Origin of the sequence: Streptomyces sp. cmx-4-9, assembly GCF_046548835.1 — a bacterium.
In the GTDB taxonomy this organism is placed as follows: Bacteria; Actinomycetota; Actinomycetes; order Streptomycetales; family Streptomycetaceae; genus Streptomyces.
The window spans coordinates 136,074-157,525 of sequence record NZ_JAEBEE010000001.1 but is presented as its reverse complement, the minus strand read 5'-3'; the positions used below and the strand labels follow the sequence as shown (position 1 = coordinate 157,525).

The window sequence follows — 21,452 nt, the reverse complement described above, 5'->3', positions numbered from 1 at the left end:
CCTGCGGCGTTTGCGGGGCCTGGCCCGCCCCGGCCCGGCCTGGGCGGCTCCCGGCCGGGGCGTCAGCGGGCGGGGGCGCCGCCCTGCCGGGGCTGCTGGTGGATGGCTGCGGCGGGCGCTGCGGGGGTCCGCGGGGGCCCGGCCGGGACCCCGGGGGCGGCCGGAGCGGCTCCGCCGGCGCGCAGCCGGGCGGCCTCGGCGATCGAGACGGGGCCGGTGGGGGTGACCGTGGGGCGGGTCGCGGTGGGAGCGGCCGCCCCGGGGGCGGCCGGCGCGAACGCGGTGCGGTCCAGGAACGGGCCGGGCGTCACCTTCCACGGCGTGACCGCCGGGTCCACCTCCTGGCGGATCACCCGTTCCATGAGCGTCGCCATCTCGACCGGCCCGATGCCGCCGGGTACGGGGGTGACGTGCTGCGGGATCCCGGAGGCCGCCGGGTGGACGTCGCCCCGGACGCTGCCGTCCGCCTGGGGTACGAAACCAGAGTCGATCACCACCCGGTGGTGGGGCCGGATGTGGTCGGGGCCCAGGATGCCGGGGTTCCCGGTGACGGAGATGACGATGTCGGCCTCTCGGACGAGGCGCAGGTCCTGGCCCTGGTCGAGGGTGATGGGGTCGTGCCCGTTCTCCCGTAGCAGGCCGACGACTCCTTGGCCGACGAACCCCTTGCTGCCGACCACGGCGATGGTGGGACTGTCCTGGGCGAAGGGCTCGGCGACCCGGTAAATGCCCTCGGCCGTGGCGCAGGCGGGATAGGGGGACCGCGCCTTCAACAGGGCGTCGATGTCCTTCGCCGGATCCATCCCGGCGACGACTGCCCGCAGATCAGCGGGCGGCGGAAACTGCACGATGATCGCGCGGGTCGCCTGGTCCTGGTTGTAGCGGTCCAGGACGCCCGCGAAGCCGGCACGGTCGATGCCGGGCGGCAGTACGACGTGGTCCGCCTGGAAGCCGAGGTGTTCGAACGCCTTGACCTTCTGCTCGGCCGAGACCCGGGAGGCTTCCAGCCGCATCCGCCAGTCCGGTGGGTCGTGCGCCTCCGGGGTGAACCGGATGACCGCGACCTTGTGCTGTCGCGGCTGGACGATGTGCCGGTAGTGCGCGTACAGCTCGCGCGCTTGGCGCAGTACGTCCCGGCCGGACACCTGCTCCGTCACGTGAGGGGTTCCACGGCGGCCAGGACGTCGGGAACCGGCAGCAGCGGCTGCCCGCCGAAGAGTCGGATCACGTCTGCTTCGGCAAGGCGCCGGTCACCCTGGTAATCGTCCTGGTACCGACCGTCCGTGACGGTGAGGGAGACCACGGTGAACGTCTCCGGCCCGGTCGGGTCGTGGTACGAGAAGTCGCCGAAGTGCGCGATCCACAGGACCGAGGTCAGCTGGGCGCTCAGCCCGGTGCGCAACAGGGGGAGGGCGGCCTCGGCGACGCTGGAGAAGTCGTACGTGATCCCGCGGTCGTCGGGGTTGTCGGCGAGTTCGGACACGACGGCGACGGCCTGCCCGGTGGTGGGGTCGTAGACCGCGCGCAGCAGGGAGAAGGCCTCGCCGGCGAGCGGGTGCCGCCACCGGAACAGCCGGGTGATCTGGGGGAGGTCCATGTGCTTCTCCATGGTGGGGCCGGTCACTTGTGCTGGAGCGTGGAGATCAGCAGCCCGCCGGTGGGGCCGGGTGTCAGGAAGACGCCGGTGTCCTTCAGGGCCCAGGTGGGCACGACGGTGCCGGGCGGCAGGAGCCGGGGTTCGCCGGTGCCTCCGGCGAGGTCGGCCTCCGCGGTGGCGGTGTCGTCGAGGCCGACGGTGCCGTAAGCGGTGCCGGCGTCGGTGACGGCGGTGACGAAGACACCCTTCTTGCGCTGCTCGTTCTCGCTCAGGCAGGTGCCCTGGCGGCGCTGGAGGTCGAAGGCCGCGGTGCCGTCCGCGATGAAGCGGCCGTTGGGGGAGGTGACCGCGCTGTCGTGCTTCAACTCGCAGGGCATGCTCGTCTCCAGCTGCCCCGTGGTGGCGTCGTGGACGGCGGTGAGGGGCGAGAGGATCTTGTCGGCCGGGGTGTGCCAGGACGAGAAGACGTGGCCGCGGGTGGTGGAGCGGTAGAGGCCGTCCATGCTGACCTCGCCCTTCTTCGCGGACGCCCCCGGCGGGATGGCCTCGAAGGAGGTCCAGGCGCCGGGGACCTGGAAGGCCCCGTAGAAGTCCTTGACCAGCCAGCCCTTGCCGGTCTTGATCTGGCCGCGCCCCTTGGAGCAGGAGTCGCCGCAGGTGTCGATGGTGCCCGTCGCCAGGTCCACGGCCACGGAACCGGGGGACGGACCGCTCCAGTGGACCTGCAGGCCCGTCCCGTAGTCCTCGACGCGGAGGTTTTCCTCCTCGTTGCTGCCGTTCGGGCCGTACGTCTGGACGGGTACGTCGATCTCGCGCAGGGGTGCCACGGCGTCACCGGAGGCGTCCGCCGGGTAGACCGCCAGGCGGACGACCTCCTTGCCCTTGTTCAGGGCGTCCCCGTCGAGGATTCCGTGCGCCCACGTCACGATGTACTCGCGGCCGTCCTGGTAGGCGGTGGAGATCGAGGGCAGTTCCACCGAGTCGCCGCCGTACCCGTGCTTCCCGGCCTCCGACGCGGAGGTGGGGGGCTGCCAGGGCTGCCCGCTGAACAGGATCCGTCCGGTGGAGGCCTGGCGGGCCTGGGTGACGTAGCCGTCCTCGGTGACCGTGACGTACGCGACGAGGTCCGTACGGGCCCCGACGGCGACCGGGGGCTTGGAGCTGTACTTCTGCGGCATCCAGGACAGGGTCTGCTGCCACCCCCGGTCGGCCGCGTAGGCGGGCGGCACCGTCAGCTGGACGGTGACGCCCGCGGCGGACGGGCTCGCCGTCCCCGGTGCCTTCTCGCTCCCCTGCGCGGGGGCGGGGGCCTTGTCCCCGCCCCCGTTCCCGCCGCCTGCGCCGCACCCGGCCAGGACGGCTCCTGCCAGGACCGCTGCGGCCACCGTGTTTCTCCTGCGCACAGTCGTGCTGCCTTTCCGTGTCGTCAGAACGCTTCGACCACCGGGGCCGTCTTGGCCCGGTGGGATCCTTCCTTGCATCCGGCGAAGGGCCCGGACGGGCTGCGCAGTTCGCCCAGGACCGCGCCCAGGTGGTCGCGGTGCCAGAGGGCGGGGCCGCTGGGCCCGGCTGCCGGGTCCGTGAGCTCCTGCCAGGCCAGCCACAGGCCGTGCAGGCGGGCCACCGCCTCCAGGTGCTCCCACCAGCGCGGGCACCAGGGCGCCGACGAGGTGGTCTCCCGGCCGTAGACGGGGAGCAGCAGGGCGTGGACCCAGGTGACGAGCAGCTGCAGTTCCTCCTCGTACTCCGGGCCGTCCAGGTAGAGGATGAAGGGCGGCGGCTGGCCGGCTCCGGCGGGTGTGCTCACCGGGACAGCTCCCGTGCCGCGCGGGTGGTGATGGCCTGGACTTCGGCCTTCGCCGCGGCCTGGATACGGTCCGCGCCCGGTTCCAGGTACCAGGGGCGCAGCCGGATCAGGGCGGGCCGGACGCCGGTGGCCAGGAGGAGCGCGGTGCCCTTGGGGAGGGCCCGGATGCGGTCGGCGGGCAGGATCCGCTCCAGCCGGTACGAGGTCGAACGGGTGCGGCCGTCCTTGCTGCGGGAGTAGCTGACGGTGCTGACGTCCTGCTCGCCGACGAGCCGGGAGATCTTCTCCACGAAGTCGGCGTCGTCGAGCCCGGCGCCGAGCAGCTTGATGGTGGAGGCGCCCCACAGGGCGTCCATGCCGGCCTCGCCCCACACGCGGGACCCCTGCCGGTAGCTCTGCAGCAGGGTCACGATGTTGATGCCGCGCGAACCGAGGTGCGAGTACAGGTCCGGGAGGTCGGAGATCCGGCAGACGTTCGCTGCCTCGTCGAGCACGGCCGTCATGGGGGGTTCGAGCCGGCCTCCCATGCGTTCGGCGGCGCGGACGCCCGCCCTCAGCACCGAGTCCGCGACGGCCGCGATCACGCCGGCCGCGGAGCCGCCGCCGTCCTTCGACAGCAGGTAGAGGGTGTCGGTGCCCAGCACGTGCCGGTCGGGACGGAATTCGGGCAGGACGGGATCCGGGCGGACCCAGGCGGCGATCCGCGGGTCGAGGAGGCAGGCCACGCACTGCCGGGCCGTCTCGTAGATGCCGTCGCGGGTTTCGACGGCGCCCTGGACGGTGCCGCGCAGCTGTTCGGCGAGGGCCGTCATGCCCGCGTCACGCAGCAGGTCGACGGGGGTGCGGTCGGCGGGGTCGGCCAGCCAGCCCAGGACCTCGTCGATGCCCTTGCCGCCCTTGCTGGCGGCGTGGAAGAGGGCGGTGAGGGTGTTCTGCGCGGCGGAGATCCAGAAGTCCCGTTTGGAGGAGTCGTCGTTGACGGCGCTCACGAAGTGGCCGGCGAGCCGGCGTGCCCCTTCGATGTCGCGGGCGTCGGCGAGCATGTCCCACCACAGGGCGCGGGGCGTGTGGGCGATGCCCTGCGGGTCGAACGTCCACACCTGGCCGACGCGTTCGCGTTCGGCGCGGGTCACGCTGTAGACGTCCGACTTGTTCGAGGTCAGCAGGACGCTGCCGCGGGCGCGCAGGACGCGGGGGACGGCGATGCCGGTGGACTTGCCGGCCCGGGGGGCCATCAGGTCCAGCTCCACGTCCTCGTAGCTGGAGCGCAGCTCGGGTCCGTTGGGCTCCAGGTTCCCCAGCAGGTTCCCGGTGTCGTCCGGGGTGGGCCTGCCGTGGGTGAGCTTCGCCAGGTGCGGGCGCAGTTCGAGCGCGCGGGCTGCCGCGCCCTTGGGGAGCAGCGGGGCGAGCTCCTTGCGGCCGGCCAGGCCGTCGGAGCTGCCGCGGCCCTTGCGTACCAGCAGGACCAGGGCCACCACCAACCCCAGGAGCACGCCGAAGGTCACCGCGATGCCGGCGCCCGACACGGCGGCGGACACCCCGGGCCAGAGCGCTGCCGGGCCCTCCTGCACCAGCGTGGCGAGGGTGCTCAGGGCGAACGGCGGGGGGTTCCAGCCGGCACCGCCGGCGGCCGCGCCGAGCGTGCCGCCCAGCCAGGCCGACAGGAAGCCCAGGAAGACGGCGGCGGCCACCCCGACGATCAGCCAGGGCAGCAGGTCCTCGGCGGAGCCGCCGCCCTTCTTGCGGGGGGTCCGGGCCGTCACTGGCCCTCCCTCGGCTTGAGCAGCGGCACCTTGCCGGCCTCGCTCCACCGGTTGTTGGTGTTGTGCAGGTTCTTCTCGGTCTCCGTGATGGCGACCTTGATGGGAATGCCCGGCCGGCCGCCGACCTTGATCAGGAACCGGCCGCGGCCGGGAGGCTCGGAGTTGGCGGTGGGGTTGGCCCAGCCCGGCGGGGAGGACCAGGACGAGACCAGGTCGATCTCCCGCTCGGACATGCCGATGACCTTGCCGAGCTCTTCCATCTCCGTACGCGGCAGCCCCGCGCACACCACCATCCCGGCACGCTCCACGAAGCCGCGGGCCTTCGCCCGGTCGGACTCGCTGCCGAGCGCCTCGGCGTCCTTGAGGGTGTGGGTGATCTTGGCGTCGCCCAAGCCGAGGGAGCGGTTCAGGCGGGTCAGGGCGTCGATGCGCTCCACGATGCCGGAGGCGGCGCGCAGCGGGCGCCACAGCTCGTCCAGGACGGTGAAGAACCAGCGCTGCGGGGCCAGGCCCGCGTCGGCCAGGGCGTGCGCCGCGGCGACGGTGCCGAGCCCGTCCGACCAGGCGGCCAGCATCGCCGCGGCGGTCAGCTGGGTGTCGGCCTCGCCGATGCGGGAGATGTCCACGCACACGGCGGGGGCGTTGGGATTGATCCGGGTGGACGTCTCCGTGGCGAAGGTGTCGCCGAGGGGCCCGTCCAGGATGCCGATCAGTGAGCGGTGCAGGGGGTCGACGGCCTCCTGGTACCGCTCCTGGTTGCCCCGGTCCAGAGTGACCGCGCGGACCCGGTCCGGGCCCTCGTCGAGGACCCGCAGGAGGTCGGGCAGCAGCGGGGGCCGGCCCGGCGTGGACCGCTCCTTGAGGTGGTGCAGGCAGGCCGACAGCACCGACTGCTCGTGGTCGTCCATCGGGCGGCCGCGCATGATGGTGATCAGCGCGGCGACCATGTTCAGGACCCGGCCGTGGGCCTCGGCCTGGAGCACCCGCCCGGCTTCCCCGCCGATCCGCTCGGCGGCCTCGCCCATCGCGCCCGGGTCGAGGACGTTGATCCCGCCGACGCCGCGGCCGATGGAGATCACCTGGCCGCCGAGTGCCCGTACGGTGTCCGCGTAGTCGGGCTTCAGGTCGCCGAGGACCAACGGGACCACCCCGGTCGCCGTCATGCCGATGAGCATCCGGTTGACCAGGGTGGACTTACCCAGGCCCGGCATGCCCAGCATGAACAGGGACGGGTTGGAGATGTAGCGGGCCCGGGTGAACCAGGAGATCGGGTCCCCGCACACCGTCGCCCCGGTGTGCAGGTGCTGCCCCAGGGGCACGCCGGTCATGGGCGCGCCGGAACCCGCGGCGAACGGCCACAGCCCGCACGCCTGCACCGTCGTGGCCCGCCACATCGACGGCGGGTCCATGTGGGCGACCTGGCCGCCGCCCGGGCCGGGCCAGCCGCGGGACGGCGTCATGGGGCTCCGGGGCGGCCGGGGGGCCCTGGGCTGCTTCGTGCTCACAGGGTCTCCCTGAGCTGGTACGGGATGAGGGTGTGCTCCCACGGCAGCAGGCCGACCGGCAGGGTGCAGGTGAACGCGGCCGCCTGCATGCGGTCCGCGGGCCGCATCAGGATGCGGGAGGACGCCTGGAGGTTGCGCACGGTGATCGATGCGTCCGCCAGCTGCTCCTCGTCGGCGACGGTGACCGTGACCATCATCGAGAACTCGACGAGGCCGGCGCCCGACGCCTCCTCGGCGGCGGTCTGCTCGGCGGCGCGCATCTCGGACGCGGCGCGGGCCTGGACCAGGCCGCGCTGGGAGCCCGCCATGAAGTGGGCCGAGCGGCGGTCGGCCTCGACGATACGGGCCGAGGTGCCCGGGTCGATGGGCCGGTAGACGAGCGAGACCCGCTTGCGGCGGGTGCCCTGCGCGGGCTCCAGCAGGCCGCGCAGCACACTGGAGCGGACGGTGCCGCGGGGGGCCAGCGTCAGCATCCAGGTCCGCGAGACCCCCGAGTCGTGCTTGTACCCGTCCACGGTCTCCACCGCGGCGGCGGGACCGGCGTCGTGCCACTGGACGCCCGTGGAGCCGTGCTCCGCACGGACGTTGAGGATGTCCGGGGCGATCGCCGGGTCGTAGGCGACGCGCACGATCTCCGAGATCTGCTCGGCCGACATCGGGGAGGCGGAGCCGCCCCCGGCCGCGACCAGGCCCGACAGCAGGGAGGGCAGGCGCATCGACAGGTCGGTGATGATGTCGTCCTGCTTGCGGCGCGGGCCGGGCATGGCTCCGTAGGTGAGGGCGATGTACGTGTGCATCTCGGAGGACGCGGACGGGTAGCGGGCCACGACCTCCTCCATGACCGCGCGGGCCGCGAGCGGGGCGTCGGGCGCGATCCGCGGCAGGACCTCGGCGGCGAGCCGGGTCCCCGTGTCGGGCGCCGTCTCGACGACGACCTGCGCCCCGCGCAGTCCGGGCTCGTGGGAGAGCCGGGCCAGCCAGTCGCCCCAGGAGGCCACCCAGATGTCGACCTGCTGCGGATCGACGAGGGACCCTCCGTCCGGCTCGCAGGCCAGGACGACGGTGTAGAGGTTGCGGCCCGGGTGGTGCAGGACCCCGAAGGAGCGGCCGTAGGCGTCCTGGCCCTCCAGCATCTTCACCCGGGCGAGCATGCCGGGCGGGGAGAAGTGCCCGCCTGTACGCCGCGACAGTGGGCCGGAGACGTACGTGTGCGAGCCGTTGGCCTTGCGCTTCATCCAGCCGATCCGCACGGCCACCATCTGGTAGACGTTCCGGCCGTCGGCGCTGCGCAGTGCCAGCGGTGCGACGAAGAGCGCGAGGGGTATGAGCACGCCGATGGCGGTGCCGAGCGAGACGAGGGAGGCGAGCAGGACGACCACGAGCCCGCCGAACGCGACGACGGTCCCGAGCAGACCGAGCGGCCCGAGACCGGGCCTGCGGGGGCGCCGCCAGTTTCCGTAGGTAGGCCGCGCCATGGATTCGGTGGCCATGGGATTCCTTTCAGGGACGCACGGGTGTGCGGGGTGTTCGGTGCGGGGTGTCCGGGCTGCGGTTCAGCGGGCGCGGCCGGGGGCGGGCGGGGTCTGGCGGGGCACCTGGGGCACGGCGGTCCGGGCCGGCGGGGTGCCGCCGGGGGCGGCGGTGCCCTGGGCCGAGCGGAGGCGGCCGGCGGCGGCGATGGTCATCCGGGTCTCGCCCTGCTGGAAGGCGGCGGCGGGGGCGGGGGCCGTGGCGGCCGCGGTGGGAGCCAGGGCGCCGCGGTCGGTGGTGATGAGCGCGGTGGCGAGGCCCTTGTCCGCGAGCTTCTCGGCGTTCTCCCGGCCGATGGAGTAGCCGCGGCCGGTGCTGCTCTGGGCGTAGAGGTTTTTGATCATGGCTTCGGGGGCCATGCGGCCGCCGTACGGGTCCTTGCCGTTCTCGTACGCGATGCGGCCCCGCTGCCAGCGCTCGGCGTTCTGGGCCAGGCACTGTTCGAGCGGCACCTCGACGGAGAGGATGACGCGCTGCTCGTAGCCGACGCTGCCGAGTTCCCCCAGGAGGCGGGCGTTCTTGTCCAGGTTCTTGAGGGTGGCGTCGTAGAGGAGGTTGTAGCCCTGGCCACGGGCCCACACCTCGAAGTTGTCCTGGAGGAAAGCGGATTCCTCGTGGACGAGGGACGCCATCTCGGACGGCGAGAGCTGCCGGCCGTGGGGGAGCGCCATGAGCTCGGCATCCAGCACAGGGAGCCCCCCGTGCTGGAAGATGGCGACCTTGAACTCGTCGGGGTCCAACGGCACGTAGTGCTTCAGGTCCACGCCGTGGGCGTCCGCCAGAGCCCGTCCGAGATCGGAATCCTGCCGCTGCCATTCCCCGAGGTTGGTCTGCGCCGTGCCCTTGCCCACGCCCGGGGCGCCTGCCGTGAGCAGGACGGCCCGGCCGTCGCGGGGGCGGTCACCGTACTTCTCCTTGAACTGCTCCAAGACGGCGCGCTGGAGCTGACGCCGCTCGCGGGTCCACTCGTCGTTGGTTGTGTGGACCGCGTAGGTGGTGTGGCGGCTTCCCGGCGACAGGTCGCCGCCCGGGCCCATGCGGCGTTGCAGCTCCTGGTACAGGTGCTGGTAGACGTCGTTCATGCCGAGCGCAGCCGGCGTCGGCGGTGGATCTCTTCGTAGTCCTCGTCGGTGATGTCCCCGAGCAGGGCAGCACCGGAAAGCACCTTCAGGGTGTTGTCCTGGTGCGTGGGCTCGATGTGCTCGGGGTCGAAGTCGTCCGCTTCGAAGTCCCAGGCGGCGACGGTGGCGAGCATTTCCTCGCGGGGGATGCCGCCTTGGGCGTAGCGCTGGAGGTAGGCGCGCAGGGAGGGCTTCTCGGTCATCGGTGGCTCCTTCGGTTCAGCGGGCGCGGCCGGGCGCGGGTGGGGTCTGGCCGGGAAGTCGGGGGGCGGCTGCGTGCGCCGGGGGCGCGGTGCGGGCGGCGGTGCCCTGGGTGGAGCGGAGGCGGCCGGCGGCGGCGATGGTCATCCGGGTGTCACCCCGTTGGAAGGCGGGTGCCTGGGCGAGTGCGCCGGTAGGTGCGTTCGTCTGAACGGGGAAGGTGCCGCGGTCCGAGGTGATCAGGCCGGTGGCGAGGCCTTGGTCTGCCAGCTTCTCGGCGTTCTCGCGGCCGATGGAGCGGCCTGATCCAGTGGTGGTCTTGTTGTAGAGGGCTTCGATCATCTGGTCGGGGGACATGCGCCCGCCGTAGCTGTCGCGGCCCTGTTCGTACAAGACCCGGCCCTCATACCAGCGGTTCGCGTTCTGGGCGAGTGATTGTTCGCGTGGGACCTCGACGGAGAGGATGACGCGCTGCTCGTAGTGCTCGTCGCGGAGGCCGGAGAGCAGCCTGGCGGCGTCCGTCTGGTTGGCAAGCGTGGCGTCGTAGAGGAGGTTGTAACCTCCGTCCCGCGCCCACTCCTCGAACTGGTCCCGGACGGAGGACGCCTCGCGGTGGAGGAGCCCGGAGAGTTCGGCCGGGGTGAGTTCCCGTCCGAAGGGCAGGGTCATCGCTTCAGGATCGAGCCTGGGGAGCCCACCGGCCTCAAAGAGGGCTTGCTTGAAGTCGTCGGGGTTCAGGACGACGTAGTCCTTGAGGTCCAGGCCATGGGCGGCTGCCAGTCGACGACCCAGCTCGGTGTTGTCGTTCTGCCAGGTGTCGAGGTTCCCCTGGGCGAAGCCCTTGCCGGCTCCGGGTGCACCAGCTGTCATCAACACGGCGCGACCGCCGCGAGGAAGGTGGGCGTTTTCAGCCTTGAAGCGCTCCAGGACTTCTGCCTGCATGCGCATACGAGACCGGTCCCACTCGGCGCTCTGCCCGAATGCGGCCTGTGTGTCCAGCGGCCCGGGCGAGAGGTCACCCCCTCGTGCCATGCGCCGCTGTATCTCCTGATAGAGCTGCCGGTACTCGTCGATCATGTGCCGTACGCTCCGCGACGGCGCATGATCTCCTCGAAGTCGACCTGGGTGATGCGTCCTTGCAGCACACCGCCTCTTAGCACGCTGAAGGTGTTGTCCTGGTGGGTGGGCTCGATGACCAGCTCGTCCCAGACCTCTTCCTCGAAGTCCCACGCGGCTACCGCCGTGAGCATCTCCTCGCGCGGGATGCCGCCTTGTGCGTAGCGCTTGAGGTAGGTCCGCAGGGAGGGCTTCTCGGTCATCGGTGGTTCCTTCGGGTCAGGGGATGCAGCCGGGCGCGGGCGGGGTGCGGCCGAGAGTCGGGGGCGGGCGTCTGCGCCGCGGGTGGCAGCGCCCGGGGCGGTGCGGAGCCGTCCGGTTGGGGCGCGCCGGGGGTGGTCTCGGCGTGCCGCGTGTCCTCCAGCATCCTTCTCCGATCAATGCACCGGCCGTGCCGGTGCGGTCAGCCGCGGGCGTCGATGCGCCGTTCGATCTCGTCGATGTCGCCGTCCGTGATCTGCCCGATCGCGGCGGCGCTGTAGACCACCGCGAACGTGTTGTCCTGGTGCATGGGCTCGATGACGAGCTCGTCCCGCACCTGTTCCTCGAAATCCCATGCGGCGACGGCTGCGAGCATCTCTTCGCGGGGGATCCCGCCTTGGGCGTAGCGCTTGAGGTAGGCGCGCAGGGAGGGCTTTTCCGTCATCGGTGTTCCTTTCGTGCGGGCGTCCGGGCTTCCGGGCTCCGGAGGTGGGGACGCGCGGCCGCGCGCCCCCACCGTCCAGGACTACTGGTTGTGGCCCTTCATACCGTCGTTGTCGTCCAGCGAGCCGGCGACTTCCTGCGCGGCGGCGATGCCCGCCTGGGCGACCACGACGGCGGCCTGGACCGCGACGCCCGCCGGGCCTGCTGCCGCGGCGGCGCCGCCACCGGCGGCCGCCCCCGCGCCTCCGCCGGCGCCGGCGCCGCTCGCCGAGGATCCGGCGCCTGCCGAAGGCGAGCCCTGCGGGCCGCCTCCGCCACCACCGCCGCCTCCGCCGGTGGAGCCACCGCCTCCGCCGCCGCCTCCGCCACCAGCGCCACTGGCGATGCTGACGGCGCCGGAGGCGATGTTGTTCGCGACGTTCATCGCGACGGTTCCGCCGGACGTGCCGCCCAGCGCGGCCGTCGCGGGGACGACCAGCTTGAGCAGAGCGGGCAGGGCGAAGACGGAGAGGATCAGCATCCCCATGCCGGCGATCACGCTGTCCAGGCTCTTCTCGTCCTTGGTCATCGATGTCGCGGAGTAGATGATCAGTGCGGCGGCCGGCTTGTAGAGGAGCCACGCGGTGGTCCAGCCGATGTGCTTCTTCCACCAGCCCTCGCCCCAGCCCGTCATCGAGGACGCGGCGGCGATCGGGAGGGTGCCGATCAGCATGATCAGCACGCCCAGCCTGATGTACATCAGGATGATCTGGATGAAGCTGGACAGCATGACGAGGATGCCGAAGATGATGATCGTGCCCGGGCTCTCCAGTGCGGCGAAGCCCACGATCTTCTCGGCGCTGTCCCCGAGACTGGCCTTCTTGTAGACCTCCTCGGCATAGGCGTCGGAGGCCGTGTAGAGGGACTGCGCGATGACCGGGGCCATGGCGCTGACGAGGATGACCTTCCACATGCCCATGAACGCCTGCTGCATGGACTGGCCCTTGCGCTCGTAGGCCATCCGGAATGCGGCGAGGAGGACGGACGCGACGGCGACGTAGCCGACGATCCAGCCCGTCTCGCCCACGATGGCGTCCACCCCGGTGCCCTTCTCGGGGTTGAGCGAGGTGCCGTTGCCGACCTTCAGCCAGACACCGTTGAGGGTCTTGAGGATCTCGCCGACCGCCTTGCCGATGGCCTCGGCGAAAGCGCCGACAGCGCCGTCGGCGACAGAACCGCCGACCTTCTCCACGACCTTCCCGCCGCACTTGAGCGGATGGAGCGCGCAGTCCTTGATGTCGCCCGGACTCGGCAGGTTAACTGCCATTCCCGCCCCCCCAGACGACGAAGCCGTCCGTTCCGTCCACCGGCGCCATGCCTTCGAGGAGCGAACCGGTGAGCGTGGGACGGAGCTTCCAGTCCCCGTCTTCCCAGACCACGGACGTCGTTCCCGACACGTAGCCCTTCTCGGGCAGCTGGAGCAGCAGCATGACGGTGGCCTGGGTCGGGGAGTAGCTCAGGACGCTGAAGCCCACGTAGGTGCCCTGGCTACCCGGGGCGCCCTTCTCGGTCTGGTCGGCGGCCTGGGCCCCGCGCCGCTTGATGAACTCGTCGCGGCCGGCGCCGCGCGCCATCTGCTGCTCGGCCACCTCGCGCCACCGGGGTCCGGTGAAGTGGGTGGAGATGCTGTGTGCCGCGAGCACGGCGCCCATCGGGGTGTGGGCGTAGCAGGACCAGAGGGGTCCGTCGTACTTGCGCGGGCCGGCCGTCTCCGACACCGGGAGCAGGTCGGTGTCCGACTGCTTCCACTTCAGGTCTGCCGGGCCCTGCTTGGGGACGTTCTGGTCACTGTCGTTCGTGCTGCACCCCGCCGGGCGGCCTTCCGTCGAGCCGGAGGGCGCTCCGGCCGGGGGAGTGGAGGCAGGAGCGCCACTCGCCGCCGGCGTGGACGCCTCGGGCTGCCCGGTGTTGTTGTTGTTCGAGTCTTCCCCGGTCAGCAGGACGATGCCGCCGACGAGCAGCATCGACAGCAGGAACGCGGCGGAGACCAGCCAGCCGCGCTGCTGCCAGAACGGCTTCTCCCATTCACCGCTGTTGCCACGGGACCCTCCGGAAGTCCTCATCGGTCAGCCTCCGGACTAGTTGAAGACGAAGGAGACGAGCGGGCCGGCCGTGGCGACCAGGACGCAGCCGCCCAGGACCATGCCGAGGCGTCCCATGTGCTCGGAGCCCTCACCGCGGCGCATGGATATCGCCATCATCGCTCCGGTGATCAGGACGCCGGCCACGCCGGCCGCGGTGCCCGCCCAGGCGACGATGCCGAGGACGTTGTTCACCTTCGTGGTGAGCTCCGGCGGGGCGTTCATTCCGGGCTTCGGGACGTCCGCCGCGAGAATGACGGCTGCGTCACGGACCTTGCTGAGCATGGTGAATCCCCCTGGGTGATCTTCTACACCGACCAATTGGTCGAAATTTCAACGGCATTGAGCGTCAACGGCCAACGGCCGACGGCATCATGGCAGGAATGGCCCATGAATCGATCGCTCGGGTCCGGCTCGTGACCGGTCCGGAACATACTCCGTCGGCGGTACGGCTTCAGCCGGACAGCAGGAACGCCACGATCGGGCCTGCCGTGGCGCCGATGATGCAGGCGCCCAGGACGGTGGCCAGCTGGGTGAGGTGCTCGTCCCCGTTGCCCGAGCGCAGTGCCATCGCCATGCGGGTGCCGACGATCAGGACGCCGAAGACGCCGGCTACGGACACGAGCCAGGCCATCCAGCCGAGGATCTGGTTGAGGGGGCCGGTAACGTCTTGGCCGACGGCGAGTATCAACTCCACTGTGTTTCCCCTCTCGGTGGCCGTCACCGACTGTTGATCAATTTGGACAGTTTCGACGTCTCTCGCGGGACGGGGCCCGACAGGTCGCCCATGCGCCAGGCCGGTGTCCACGGCACCCGGTGGACCTCGACGACCGAGCCGATCACCTTGATGCGCTTGGCCAGTTCCGGTGGCAGGCGGCCGGGTGCGTCGGCTACGAGAACAACGGCCTTGAGGATGACTCCTGACGGCTGTTCATTCCGTCGGATCATATCCAGTACCTGTGACACCGCCCGAAGCCCGGACGCATGCGTGCGGGCCACGAGGAGGACCTCTCCGGACGCACCGGCCGCCGGGTCGGGCCACTGCGATCCGGCGTCGTTTCCGCCGAACACCGTGGCCAGCGTGGTCGCCCCAGCGCCCCCGTGGGCGTTCATCCAGCTGAAGGACGAGGGGTGCGCGACAGCTGCGGGGGCGGTAAGTCCCGTGCCGGGGACCGGCTGTGGAAATCCGGTGGAGGTTTCGGCCGGCGCCGCCGCCGAACCGACCGGCCCCCGGATCCAGATCTCCGGTCCGGCTGGTGTCCTTTGCGTCATGCCTTTGTCTCCCCCCGCGTCGACGCCCGCCCGCCAACTCGCGTAGCGTCCTGCACCGACAACTTAGTGCGAATCCCTGGGGATTGTTTGTGACAGTCTCGTGACTCTCGGCCGGGCGGCCCCCCAGGAGACGCGCACGGGTCAACGGCATTGGAACATGTCGACGGGGGAGCGATGTCCGAAGAGGGGGGCGGCGCGGCCATGTGGGTGGCCGGCGCCGCAGTTGCAGTCGTCATGATGCCCTTCGTCCTGTTCGTGGGAGTGAGCGGCGGCGGGGCCGATACCGGACTGACGGCCGGGGGAGGGGCGTTGAACCCGAAGAACGTCCCCCCGGAGTACGTGACATGGGTGCTGAAGGCGGGCTCGATCTGCCCCACCATCACCCCGCCCGTCATCGCGGCCCAGATCGAGGCCGAGTCGGGCTGGATTAACGGCCGGACCTCGCCCGTGGGCGCGCAGGGCCTGTCCCAGTTCATGCCCGGCACCTGGGCCGGCTGGGGCAAGGACGACGACGGCAACGGCCGGATAGACCCGTTCGACCCCGGGGACGCGATCATGGCCCAGGGGCGCTACGACTGCGCCCTCGCCCGGGACGTCGAGCGCTACAAGGAGCGCGGCATCGCCAGCGGTCCCACCCTCGACCTCGCCCTCGCCGCCTACAACGCGGGACCGGGCGCCATCGAGAAGTACGGCGGCATACCGCCCTACCGCGAGACCCAGGGCTACGTCGTCGCCATCAAGAACGCCATGGCGAAGTACACGGCGATCGCGACCGACCCCGGCTCGGGCACCATCCCCGCGGGCCGCCAGATGGCCATGCCGGTACGCGGCAACCCTCCGGTGACCTCGCCCTACGGGATGCGCGTGCACCCGGTGACGGGCGTCCACAAGCTGCACACGGGCATGGACTTCGGCGTCGGCGAAGGCAATCCGGTGCTGGCGGCCAGGGAGGGCACCGTCACCTTCGCCGGCTGGAACCCCGCCTACGGAAACCGCGTCATCATCTCCCACGGCTCCATCGGCGGCGCGCAGATATCGACGACCTACAACCACATGTCCGCCCTGAACGTCGGCGTCGGAGCGCAGGTGGGGGTCGGGACCGTGGTCGGGCTCGTCGGATCGACCGGCTATTCCACGGGCGCCCACCTCCACTTCGAGGTCCAGCAGAACGGCCAGTACGTGAACCCCGCCCCCTGGATCGGCAGGTGAGCGGGCAGGTGAGGAAGGAGACGACCACCGTGCGCAGAGCCCTCGGCGCGCTGCTCGCCACCGCGGCGGCCGCCGCACTCCTGACGGGCTGCGGCCTGCGCGACCTCAGGGACGACAAGGCCGCCGGCCCGGTGGAGCCGTCGGTGGCCGAGACCTTCCCGGTCAAGGCCCCGGTGCCGCCGGGCAAGCCGCTCGACGCCCAGGCGAAGGTGCAGCCCGTCCCGGCGCCGGACCCCGCCGATCCGAGCGCGGTGGCCCGTGCCTGGCTGGCGACGGCCTACGGGTACGACACCGCGTACGACAGCGGGCCGCAGGACGCGAACCTCCGGGCACTGCCCTATCTCACCGAGGAGCAGGCGAACGCCGAGCGCGACTACCGGCCCGGCGCGGGCAGCGGCTCGGAGTGGGCGACGTGGGCGGAGCACCGGGCGTGGACGACGTTGGAGATCACCGCCGACGAGGACGAGCAGGGGCCGGCCGGCACGCCCGGTGCTTCCTTCCAGACCTTCTACGTCGACGGCACGGCCCACGGCCGTGACGGCTGGACGGGCCCCGGGCCGCGGCTGACCGCCGTGGTGAAGCTGACCCTGACCGGGCCGGCGGGGTGGAAGGTCGCCGGGGTCACGGTGACTCCTGCCGCCGTCCCGCCTGCCGCCGTCCCGCCGTCCTCTTCCCCACCCGCACGCTGAGCAGAGCCGAGGAATCCATGTCCCTATTCAGTCGCCGGAGCCGGAAGGCGGAGCCGGACTCGCCTCCCGCCCACGCGGCCCCCGTGTCCGTGGACGTACGGATCACCGGCGCCGGTTACGCGGAAGTGGCGGGCCGGCCCGTCGTCGCGGGCGTCGGGGAAGAGCTCCAGGACGCCGTCCTGGACTACCTCCACCGGCAGGTGCTGTCCGGCGGTGCGCCGGTTCTGGCCACGGTGTGGGACGAGCGCATCGCCCACGTCGTACGGATCCAGGTGCTGGAGGACGGCTCCAGCCGGCTCACCGCCCACCCCGAACCGCTTCCCGGCGCCGTCCCGGCGGCCGGTGCGGAGCCCGCGGCCGGTTTCGAGCCCGCGGCCGCCCGGACGCCCGGGCCGGAGGCGCCCGCGCCGCCGCCGCCCGCGCCGGTACCCGCCCGGGACCCCCTTCCCGTCGCGGCGCCCGCACCCGAGCCCGCACCCGAGCCCGCGCCCCGTCCGGCGCCCCAGGCCGTCCCGGCGCCCCCGCCCCCTGCCACGCCGGTGCCCCCGCCCTCCCCGGTGCCGGTGACCGGGGCGCCTGCCGGGACGGACCGGGCCGCGGACGACCTGGTCGCCGGCCCCGGAGCGCGGATCCAGGAGGCGCTCCGCGCCGGCCGCATCGAATGGGCCGCGACCCTTGCGCAGCAGAGCGTGAACGCGGCGGCCGAGAGCCTGGGCTGGGAGTCGCCCGAGGTGCTGCAGCTGCGCGAGTTGAACGCGTACGTCGCCTTCGTGGCGGGAGACAACCGCCGGGCCTTCCACAGCTCCCTTGAGATCGCCCGCATCCGCAGCGGCCGCAACGATCCGCAGGCCGTGCAGAGCGTCCTGAACGCCGCCGCGGCCTGGCTCAAGGTCACCGACCCCGCCGAGGGCATACGGCTGGGGCACGAGCTGATCGCGCTCTGGTCCGCCCAGCCCCTGGCGGACGCGGCGCAGCTGGAGTCCGCCCGGGCCCGGATGCGCCGCCTGGAGGCGCGGGCGGCGGCCGGTTAAGCGCTGCGCCGGCGGCGCAGCGAGGCGGTGGTGGCCGAGGCCAGGGCGAGGAGGGCCAGGGCGGCCGCCGCGAGGCCGGGGGTGAGACCCCGCGGGGTGAAGGTGCACGACACGGTGGTGGCGCCCGCGGGCAGCCGCATGGCGAGGAGCCCGTGGAAGCTGCCGGCCGGGGCCGAGCAGTGCCAGCCGGGGACGGCGGTGGTGGCGATGACGGCCGTGCCGGCGGCGCCCTTCGGGAGGGTGGCGGCCAGGGTGTGCCCGGACGCGGTGACGCGGGTGGCACCGGTGGCCGTGAGGCGGCGTACGGCCGCGTCGAGCGCGGCGCGGTCCAGGCAGCCGAGGGGGTGCCGGCCGGCCGTGGCGCCCCGGGCGGCGGTCCTGACCGTGACGTCGAGCCGGCCCGAGGCGGGGACCGTGCCGATCCGCCGGACGCCCGTGGCCCGGCCCCGCAGGGCCGTCTCGGCGCCCCCGGCGGCGACGGTGCCGTAGAGGGCGGGGGAGTACCAGTAGGCCTCGGCGCCGGGGGTGCAGCGGGCGGCGTAGTCCTGGCGGGTGGCGGTGCCCCGGCGGATGACCTGCGGGACCTGGTGCACGGTGGCGCCGAGTACGTCCTCCTGCCGGGCGTAGACGCTGTCCCGCGGATTGGGCGAGGTGTACGGGGCCGGGCGGACCGTGACCAGCGGCGGGGCGGGGAAGGTGGTGGCCGTCCAGGTGCCGGGGGCGCCGCCCGGGCGGACCCGGGCCCCGATCGAGAAGATCGCGTCGAGCACCGGGTCGTCGGCGCCGAAGAAGGTGCGGCCGTCGTTCTTGTAGCCGTAGCCGAGCGGCTCCAGCGCCTGGAAGGTGGCCGCCGGCAGGTAGCTGCTGTAGTACTGCGGCCCCTGTGCGCGCAGGGCGAGGGCGTCGTTGTACGAGGTCTGCGGCGCGCCCGAGTCGGTGCGGCGGGCGGGCCAGCCGTCGGCGGCGCGGGCGGCAGCGGCGTGGCGGGCGATGGACGGGGACGAGGTGACCGCCGGCTTGGCCCAGCGCTCCCGGGACCGGCGGGCGTCGGCGCCCGCGGCGGCGACCGTGGACTCGGCAAGGACGACCGCGGCCATCAGGCCGGCCGCGAGGGGCACCAGGACGCGGTGGCGCCCGCCGAGCGCGAGCAGCGTCAGGGCGAGCAGGGAGAGCGCCCCGCCGCCGAGGACGGCCGGCCAGGTCCAGCCGCCGAAGTCGTCGGTGCGCGAGAGCGCGGCCGTCGCCCCGACCAGGAGGGCCGCGGCCAGGGCCAGGTGCGGCGGGCGCGGCCGGTGGGCCAGGGCCAGCCAGGCGAGGACCACCACCAGGCCGCTGAACACGAAGGTCTCGCGGTACGGGTTGCCGTTGGGGACCGCCAGGCCGTGCCACAGGTACTGCGTCGGCGGGAACTGGAAGGAGGCGAGGACGAGCAGCGCCGCGGCCGTCCACACCAGGCGGGTCCGCCGGGGCACGGCGCCGTTGAGGACGAAGGACCCGGCGAGGATCAGGCCGAGCGAGGCCACGTACAGCCGCGGGCTGCCGCCCCACAGGTGGGTGGCCGGGAGCAGGCCGGTGAGGAAGGTGTCGATCCGCACCGGGTCGAAGGCGGCCGCCCGGGTGGGCTGGGCGGCGCCACTGGACAGGAAGGACGGCAGCAGCAGGGGCAGGGTCAGCGCGATCCCGGTCAGGGCGGCCGATGCAGCCCGCCCGGAGGCCCTCAGCCGTGCGGGGCCCGTCATGCCGAGGGTGGCCAGGCGGACGGCCAGCAGGATGCAGGCGGCCATCGTGGCCATCATCGCGGTGTAGAAGTTCCCGTACCAGGCGAGGGCGACGAGCAGGGCGGCGCCCGTCCAGCGGCGCTCCTCCAGGCACCACTCGACGGCGATCCCGAGCATCGGCAGGGCGACCAGGCCCCAGAGCCACATGGGGATGTACGAGGCGTCGCTGAGCGCCCAGCCGCACAGGCCGTAGCAGGCGCCGAGCACCCCGCGCTGCCACCAGGGTCCCGGGTGCAGCTTGCCGAGGTACACCGTCATCACGGCGGCGGCCGCGCCCATGGTGAGCGGGCTGACCGCGAAGACGGCCAGGTCGACGTGGGCGCGCGGGACGAGGACGGCCAGCCAGGAGAAGGGGTTGCCGAGGTAGGTGTGGAAGTCCGAGAGGAACTGCTGCCCGAAGCCGGCGCGCCAGCTGAACAGCAGGTCGCCGGAGGCCTCGCCGTGGGCCAGGTCCCACAGGGCCCGGTGGAAGGGGACGTACTGGTTCGCCTGGTCGTTGACGGCCCGCCCGGCCGGACCGAAGGGGTGGGCGCCGCGGGCGGCCCAGGCCGAGCAGAAGGCGGCTGCGGTGAGCAGGAAGGCCAGCAGGGGACCGTACAGCCGGGTGCGGGCGGTCCGCGGGCGCCGGGGGCGCGGCGGGCGCAGGTCGCGGCCTTCGGAGGGCGGGCTGCCGGTCGTCGCCGTCCGCGGGGTGACCGTCCCCAATGTCGCGCTCCCTGCTGGTCGTGCCGTTTGGGCTGAAACGTTCGGCAGTTTAGGGCCCCGGGCCTGGTCACAGGGGCTGCCGCGGCGGGGCACGAAGGTTCGTAGGGGGACCCGAAAGGGGGGAGGCCGGGCGGCGGCGCGCCGCCGCCCCATAGCACGTCCGTGCCACAGTGGCCCGGCGGAGGGGCCGCACCCGGGTGTCGCCCGTGCGGCGCACGGGTCGCGGGGATCTTCGCGGGCCCGCGGCCAGGCCTTTGTTTTGACCGGAGTGGATGCGATGGGTACGCTCAGACCTTGTGCCTGGGGTGTGCCTGGGCTCCTGTGCGTGTCCATCAACCGCATGCGAGCCGAGTCGGCCACCGCGATCCATGCGTTTCCGTGCTTACGCGGAGGTCCGCCGGATCCGACACACCCGACCGCGTGGGTCGGCAAATGTTCCAGGTTAGCTTCACTACACGGCACACAGAAACCGGAGAAGTAGTGCCTACGATCCAGCAGCTGGTCCGGAAGGGCCGGCAGGACAAGGTCGAGAAGACAAAGACCCCCGCGCTTGAGGCTTCGCCCCAGCGTCGTGGCGTCTGCACGCGTGTGTTCACGACCACCCCGAAGAAGCCGAACTCGGCGCTCCGTAAGGTCGCGCGTGTGCGTCTGACCTCCGGCATCGAGGTCACCGCTTACATTCCGGGTGAGGGACACAACCTGCAGGAGCACTCCATCGTGCTCGTGCGTGGTGGCCGTGTGAAGGACCTGCCGGGTGTTCGTTACAAGATCATCCGCGGTGCGCTTGACACCCAGGCTGTCAAGAACCGCAAGCAGGCCCGCAGCCGCTACGGCGCCAAGAAGGAGAAGTAAGAATGCCTCGTAAGGGCCCCGCCCCGAAGCGCCCGGTCATCATCGACCCGGTCTACGCATCTCCTCTGGTGACGTCGCTCATCAACAAGATCCTCCTGAACGGCAAGCGCTCCACCGCCGAGCGCATCGTCTACGGCGCCATGGAAGGCCTCCGCGAGAAGACCGGCAACGACCCGGTCATCACGCTGAAGCGCGCGCTGGAGAACGTCAAGCCGTCGCTCGAGGTCAAGTCCCGCCGTGTCGGTGGCGCGACCTACCAGGTCCCCGTCGAGGTCAAGCCGGGTCGCCAGTCGACCCTGGCCCTCCGCTGGCTCGTGGGTTACTCCCGCGCCCGTCGTGAGAAGACCATGACCGAGCGCCTCATGAACGAGCTGCTCGACGCCTCCAACGGTCTTGGCGCTGCCGTCAAGAAGCGCGAGGACACGCACAAGATGGCCGAGTCCAACAAGGCCTTCGCGCACTACCGCTGGTAGTCCAAACCCACATCGAGACCGAGAGAAGACTGAGCCGA

At 72.3% G+C, this 21,452-nt stretch carries 23 protein-coding genes; 5 read left to right on the top strand and 18 right to left on the bottom strand.

Going from position 1 to position 21,452, the window contains the following annotated elements; translation table 11 throughout:
• Positions 1 to 62 precede the first annotated feature (62 nt).
• The 17 genes from ACLJTM_RS00780 to ACLJTM_RS00700 all read right to left on the bottom strand — a co-directional run bounded on the left by ACLJTM_RS00780 (position 63) and on the right by ACLJTM_RS00700 (position 14,677).
• The gene (locus ACLJTM_RS00780; protein WP_411101372.1) at positions 63 to 1,157 is read right to left on the bottom strand and encodes a tetrahydrofolate dehydrogenase/cyclohydrolase catalytic domain-containing protein; all 1,095 of its coding nucleotides are present in this window, start codon (positions 1,155 to 1,157) and stop codon (positions 63 to 65) included.
• Positions 1,154 to 1,597, bottom strand: a complete 444-nt coding sequence (locus ACLJTM_RS00775; protein ID WP_411101371.1) for a hypothetical protein — start codon at positions 1,595 to 1,597, stop codon at positions 1,154 to 1,156. The genes ACLJTM_RS00780 and ACLJTM_RS00775 overlap by 4 nt, the downstream gene beginning before the upstream one ends.
• Before the next feature lie 23 nt (positions 1,598 to 1,620).
• On the bottom strand, positions 1,621 to 2,982 hold the full coding sequence (locus ACLJTM_RS00770; RefSeq protein ID WP_411101370.1) for a hypothetical protein: 1,362 nt from the start codon (positions 2,980 to 2,982) through the stop codon (positions 1,621 to 1,623).
• 41 nt (positions 2,983 to 3,023) lie between these two features.
• Positions 3,024 to 3,404, bottom strand: coding sequence for a DUF4913 domain-containing protein (locus ACLJTM_RS00765; RefSeq protein WP_411101369.1), 381 nt, complete (start codon positions 3,402 to 3,404; stop codon positions 3,024 to 3,026).
• Positions 3,401 to 5,167, bottom strand: a complete 1,767-nt coding sequence (locus ACLJTM_RS00760) for a type IV secretory system conjugative DNA transfer family protein (protein WP_411101368.1) — start codon at positions 5,165 to 5,167, stop codon at positions 3,401 to 3,403. Before ACLJTM_RS00760 ends, ACLJTM_RS00765 begins: the two co-directional genes overlap by 4 nt.
• Entirely contained in the window at positions 5,164 to 6,627 is a 1,464-nt protein-coding gene (locus ACLJTM_RS00755; RefSeq protein WP_411101367.1) for an ATP/GTP-binding protein, read from the bottom strand. Before ACLJTM_RS00755 ends, ACLJTM_RS00760 begins: the two co-directional genes overlap by 4 nt.
• Before the next feature lie 41 nt (positions 6,628 to 6,668).
• Complete coding sequence (locus ACLJTM_RS00750; protein WP_411101366.1) at positions 6,669 to 8,162, bottom strand: SCO6880 family protein; 1,494 nt, start codon at positions 8,160 to 8,162, stop codon at positions 6,669 to 6,671.
• A gap of 63 nt (positions 8,163 to 8,225) precedes the next feature.
• Positions 8,226 to 9,284 carry a zeta toxin family protein gene (locus tag ACLJTM_RS00745; RefSeq protein WP_411101365.1) on the bottom strand — a complete coding sequence of 353 codons (1,059 nt, stop codon included), beginning with the start codon at positions 9,282 to 9,284 and terminating at the stop codon, positions 8,226 to 8,228.
• The gene (locus ACLJTM_RS00740) at positions 9,281 to 9,526 is read right to left on the bottom strand and encodes a hypothetical protein (RefSeq protein ID WP_411101364.1); all 246 of its coding nucleotides are present in this window, start codon (positions 9,524 to 9,526) and stop codon (positions 9,281 to 9,283) included. Before ACLJTM_RS00740 ends, ACLJTM_RS00745 begins: the two co-directional genes overlap by 4 nt.
• 16 nt (positions 9,527 to 9,542) lie before the next feature.
• Positions 9,543 to 10,394 (bottom strand): zeta toxin family protein, encoded by an 852-nt coding sequence (locus ACLJTM_RS00735; protein WP_411101363.1) that lies wholly within the window; start codon positions 10,392 to 10,394, stop codon positions 9,543 to 9,545.
• A gap of 203 nt (positions 10,395 to 10,597) precedes the next feature.
• On the bottom strand, positions 10,598 to 10,843 hold the full coding sequence (locus ACLJTM_RS00730) for a hypothetical protein (RefSeq protein WP_411101362.1): 246 nt from the start codon (positions 10,841 to 10,843) through the stop codon (positions 10,598 to 10,600).
• Between the two features lie 200 nt (positions 10,844 to 11,043).
• Positions 11,044 to 11,286: a hypothetical protein gene (locus tag ACLJTM_RS00725; protein ID WP_411101361.1), complete on the bottom strand. Its 243-nt coding sequence runs from the start codon at positions 11,284 to 11,286 to the stop codon at positions 11,044 to 11,046.
• Positions 11,287 to 11,367: 81 nt separating this feature from the next.
• A complete protein-coding gene (locus tag ACLJTM_RS00720; RefSeq protein ID WP_411101360.1) occupies positions 11,368 to 12,591 on the bottom strand; it encodes a hypothetical protein in 1,224 nt (407 codons plus the stop codon).
• Positions 12,581 to 13,387 (bottom strand): hypothetical protein, encoded by an 807-nt coding sequence (locus tag ACLJTM_RS00715; protein WP_411101359.1) that lies wholly within the window; start codon positions 13,385 to 13,387, stop codon positions 12,581 to 12,583. The genes ACLJTM_RS00720 and ACLJTM_RS00715 overlap by 11 nt, the downstream gene beginning before the upstream one ends.
• A 15-nt stretch (positions 13,388 to 13,402) precedes the next feature.
• The gene (locus tag ACLJTM_RS00710) at positions 13,403 to 13,690 is read right to left on the bottom strand and encodes a hypothetical protein (RefSeq protein ID WP_383922790.1); all 288 of its coding nucleotides are present in this window, start codon (positions 13,688 to 13,690) and stop codon (positions 13,403 to 13,405) included.
• Positions 13,691 to 13,859: 169 nt separating this feature from the next.
• On the bottom strand, positions 13,860 to 14,102 hold the full coding sequence (locus ACLJTM_RS00705) for a hypothetical protein (protein WP_411101358.1): 243 nt from the start codon (positions 14,100 to 14,102) through the stop codon (positions 13,860 to 13,862).
• 23 nt (positions 14,103 to 14,125) lie between these two features.
• Positions 14,126 to 14,677 carry a DUF6668 family protein gene (locus ACLJTM_RS00700; RefSeq protein ID WP_411101357.1) on the bottom strand — a complete coding sequence of 184 codons (552 nt, stop codon included), beginning with the start codon at positions 14,675 to 14,677 and terminating at the stop codon, positions 14,126 to 14,128.
• 174 nt (positions 14,678 to 14,851) lie between these two features.
• On the opposite strand from ACLJTM_RS00700, the gene ACLJTM_RS00695 reads away from it, so the two are divergent.
• From ACLJTM_RS00695 to ACLJTM_RS00685, 3 genes are all read left to right on the top strand, one after another.
• On the top strand, positions 14,852 to 15,886 hold the full coding sequence (locus ACLJTM_RS00695; RefSeq protein ID WP_411101356.1) for a peptidoglycan DD-metalloendopeptidase family protein: 1,035 nt from the start codon (positions 14,852 to 14,854) through the stop codon (positions 15,884 to 15,886).
• 8 nt (positions 15,887 to 15,894) lie between these two features.
• Positions 15,895 to 16,575 carry a hypothetical protein gene (locus ACLJTM_RS00690; RefSeq protein WP_411101355.1) on the top strand — a complete coding sequence of 227 codons (681 nt, stop codon included), beginning with the start codon at positions 15,895 to 15,897 and terminating at the stop codon, positions 16,573 to 16,575.
• A gap of 83 nt (positions 16,576 to 16,658) precedes the next feature.
• Entirely contained in the window at positions 16,659 to 17,606 is a 948-nt protein-coding gene (locus tag ACLJTM_RS00685; protein ID WP_411101354.1) for a tetratricopeptide repeat protein, read from the top strand.
• Here ACLJTM_RS00685 and ACLJTM_RS00680 read toward each other — a convergent pair.
• Positions 17,603 to 20,089 carry a YfhO family protein gene (locus ACLJTM_RS00680; protein ID WP_411101353.1) on the bottom strand — a complete coding sequence of 829 codons (2,487 nt, stop codon included), beginning with the start codon at positions 20,087 to 20,089 and terminating at the stop codon, positions 17,603 to 17,605. The genes ACLJTM_RS00685 and ACLJTM_RS00680 overlap by 4 nt on opposite strands.
• Positions 20,090 to 20,569: 480 nt before the next feature.
• Here ACLJTM_RS00680 and rpsL point away from each other — a divergent pair, with 480 nt between their 5' ends.
• Together rpsL and rpsG are read left to right on the top strand one after the other, a co-directional pair.
• The gene (gene rpsL, locus ACLJTM_RS00675; RefSeq protein WP_007265893.1) at positions 20,570 to 20,941 is read left to right on the top strand and encodes a 30S ribosomal protein S12; all 372 of its coding nucleotides are present in this window, start codon (positions 20,570 to 20,572) and stop codon (positions 20,939 to 20,941) included.
• Between the two features lie 2 nt (positions 20,942 to 20,943).
• Positions 20,944 to 21,414 carry a 30S ribosomal protein S7 gene (gene rpsG / locus ACLJTM_RS00670; protein ID WP_007265894.1) on the top strand — a complete coding sequence of 157 codons (471 nt, stop codon included), beginning with the start codon at positions 20,944 to 20,946 and terminating at the stop codon, positions 21,412 to 21,414.
• Positions 21,415 to 21,452: the final 38 nt, after the last annotated feature.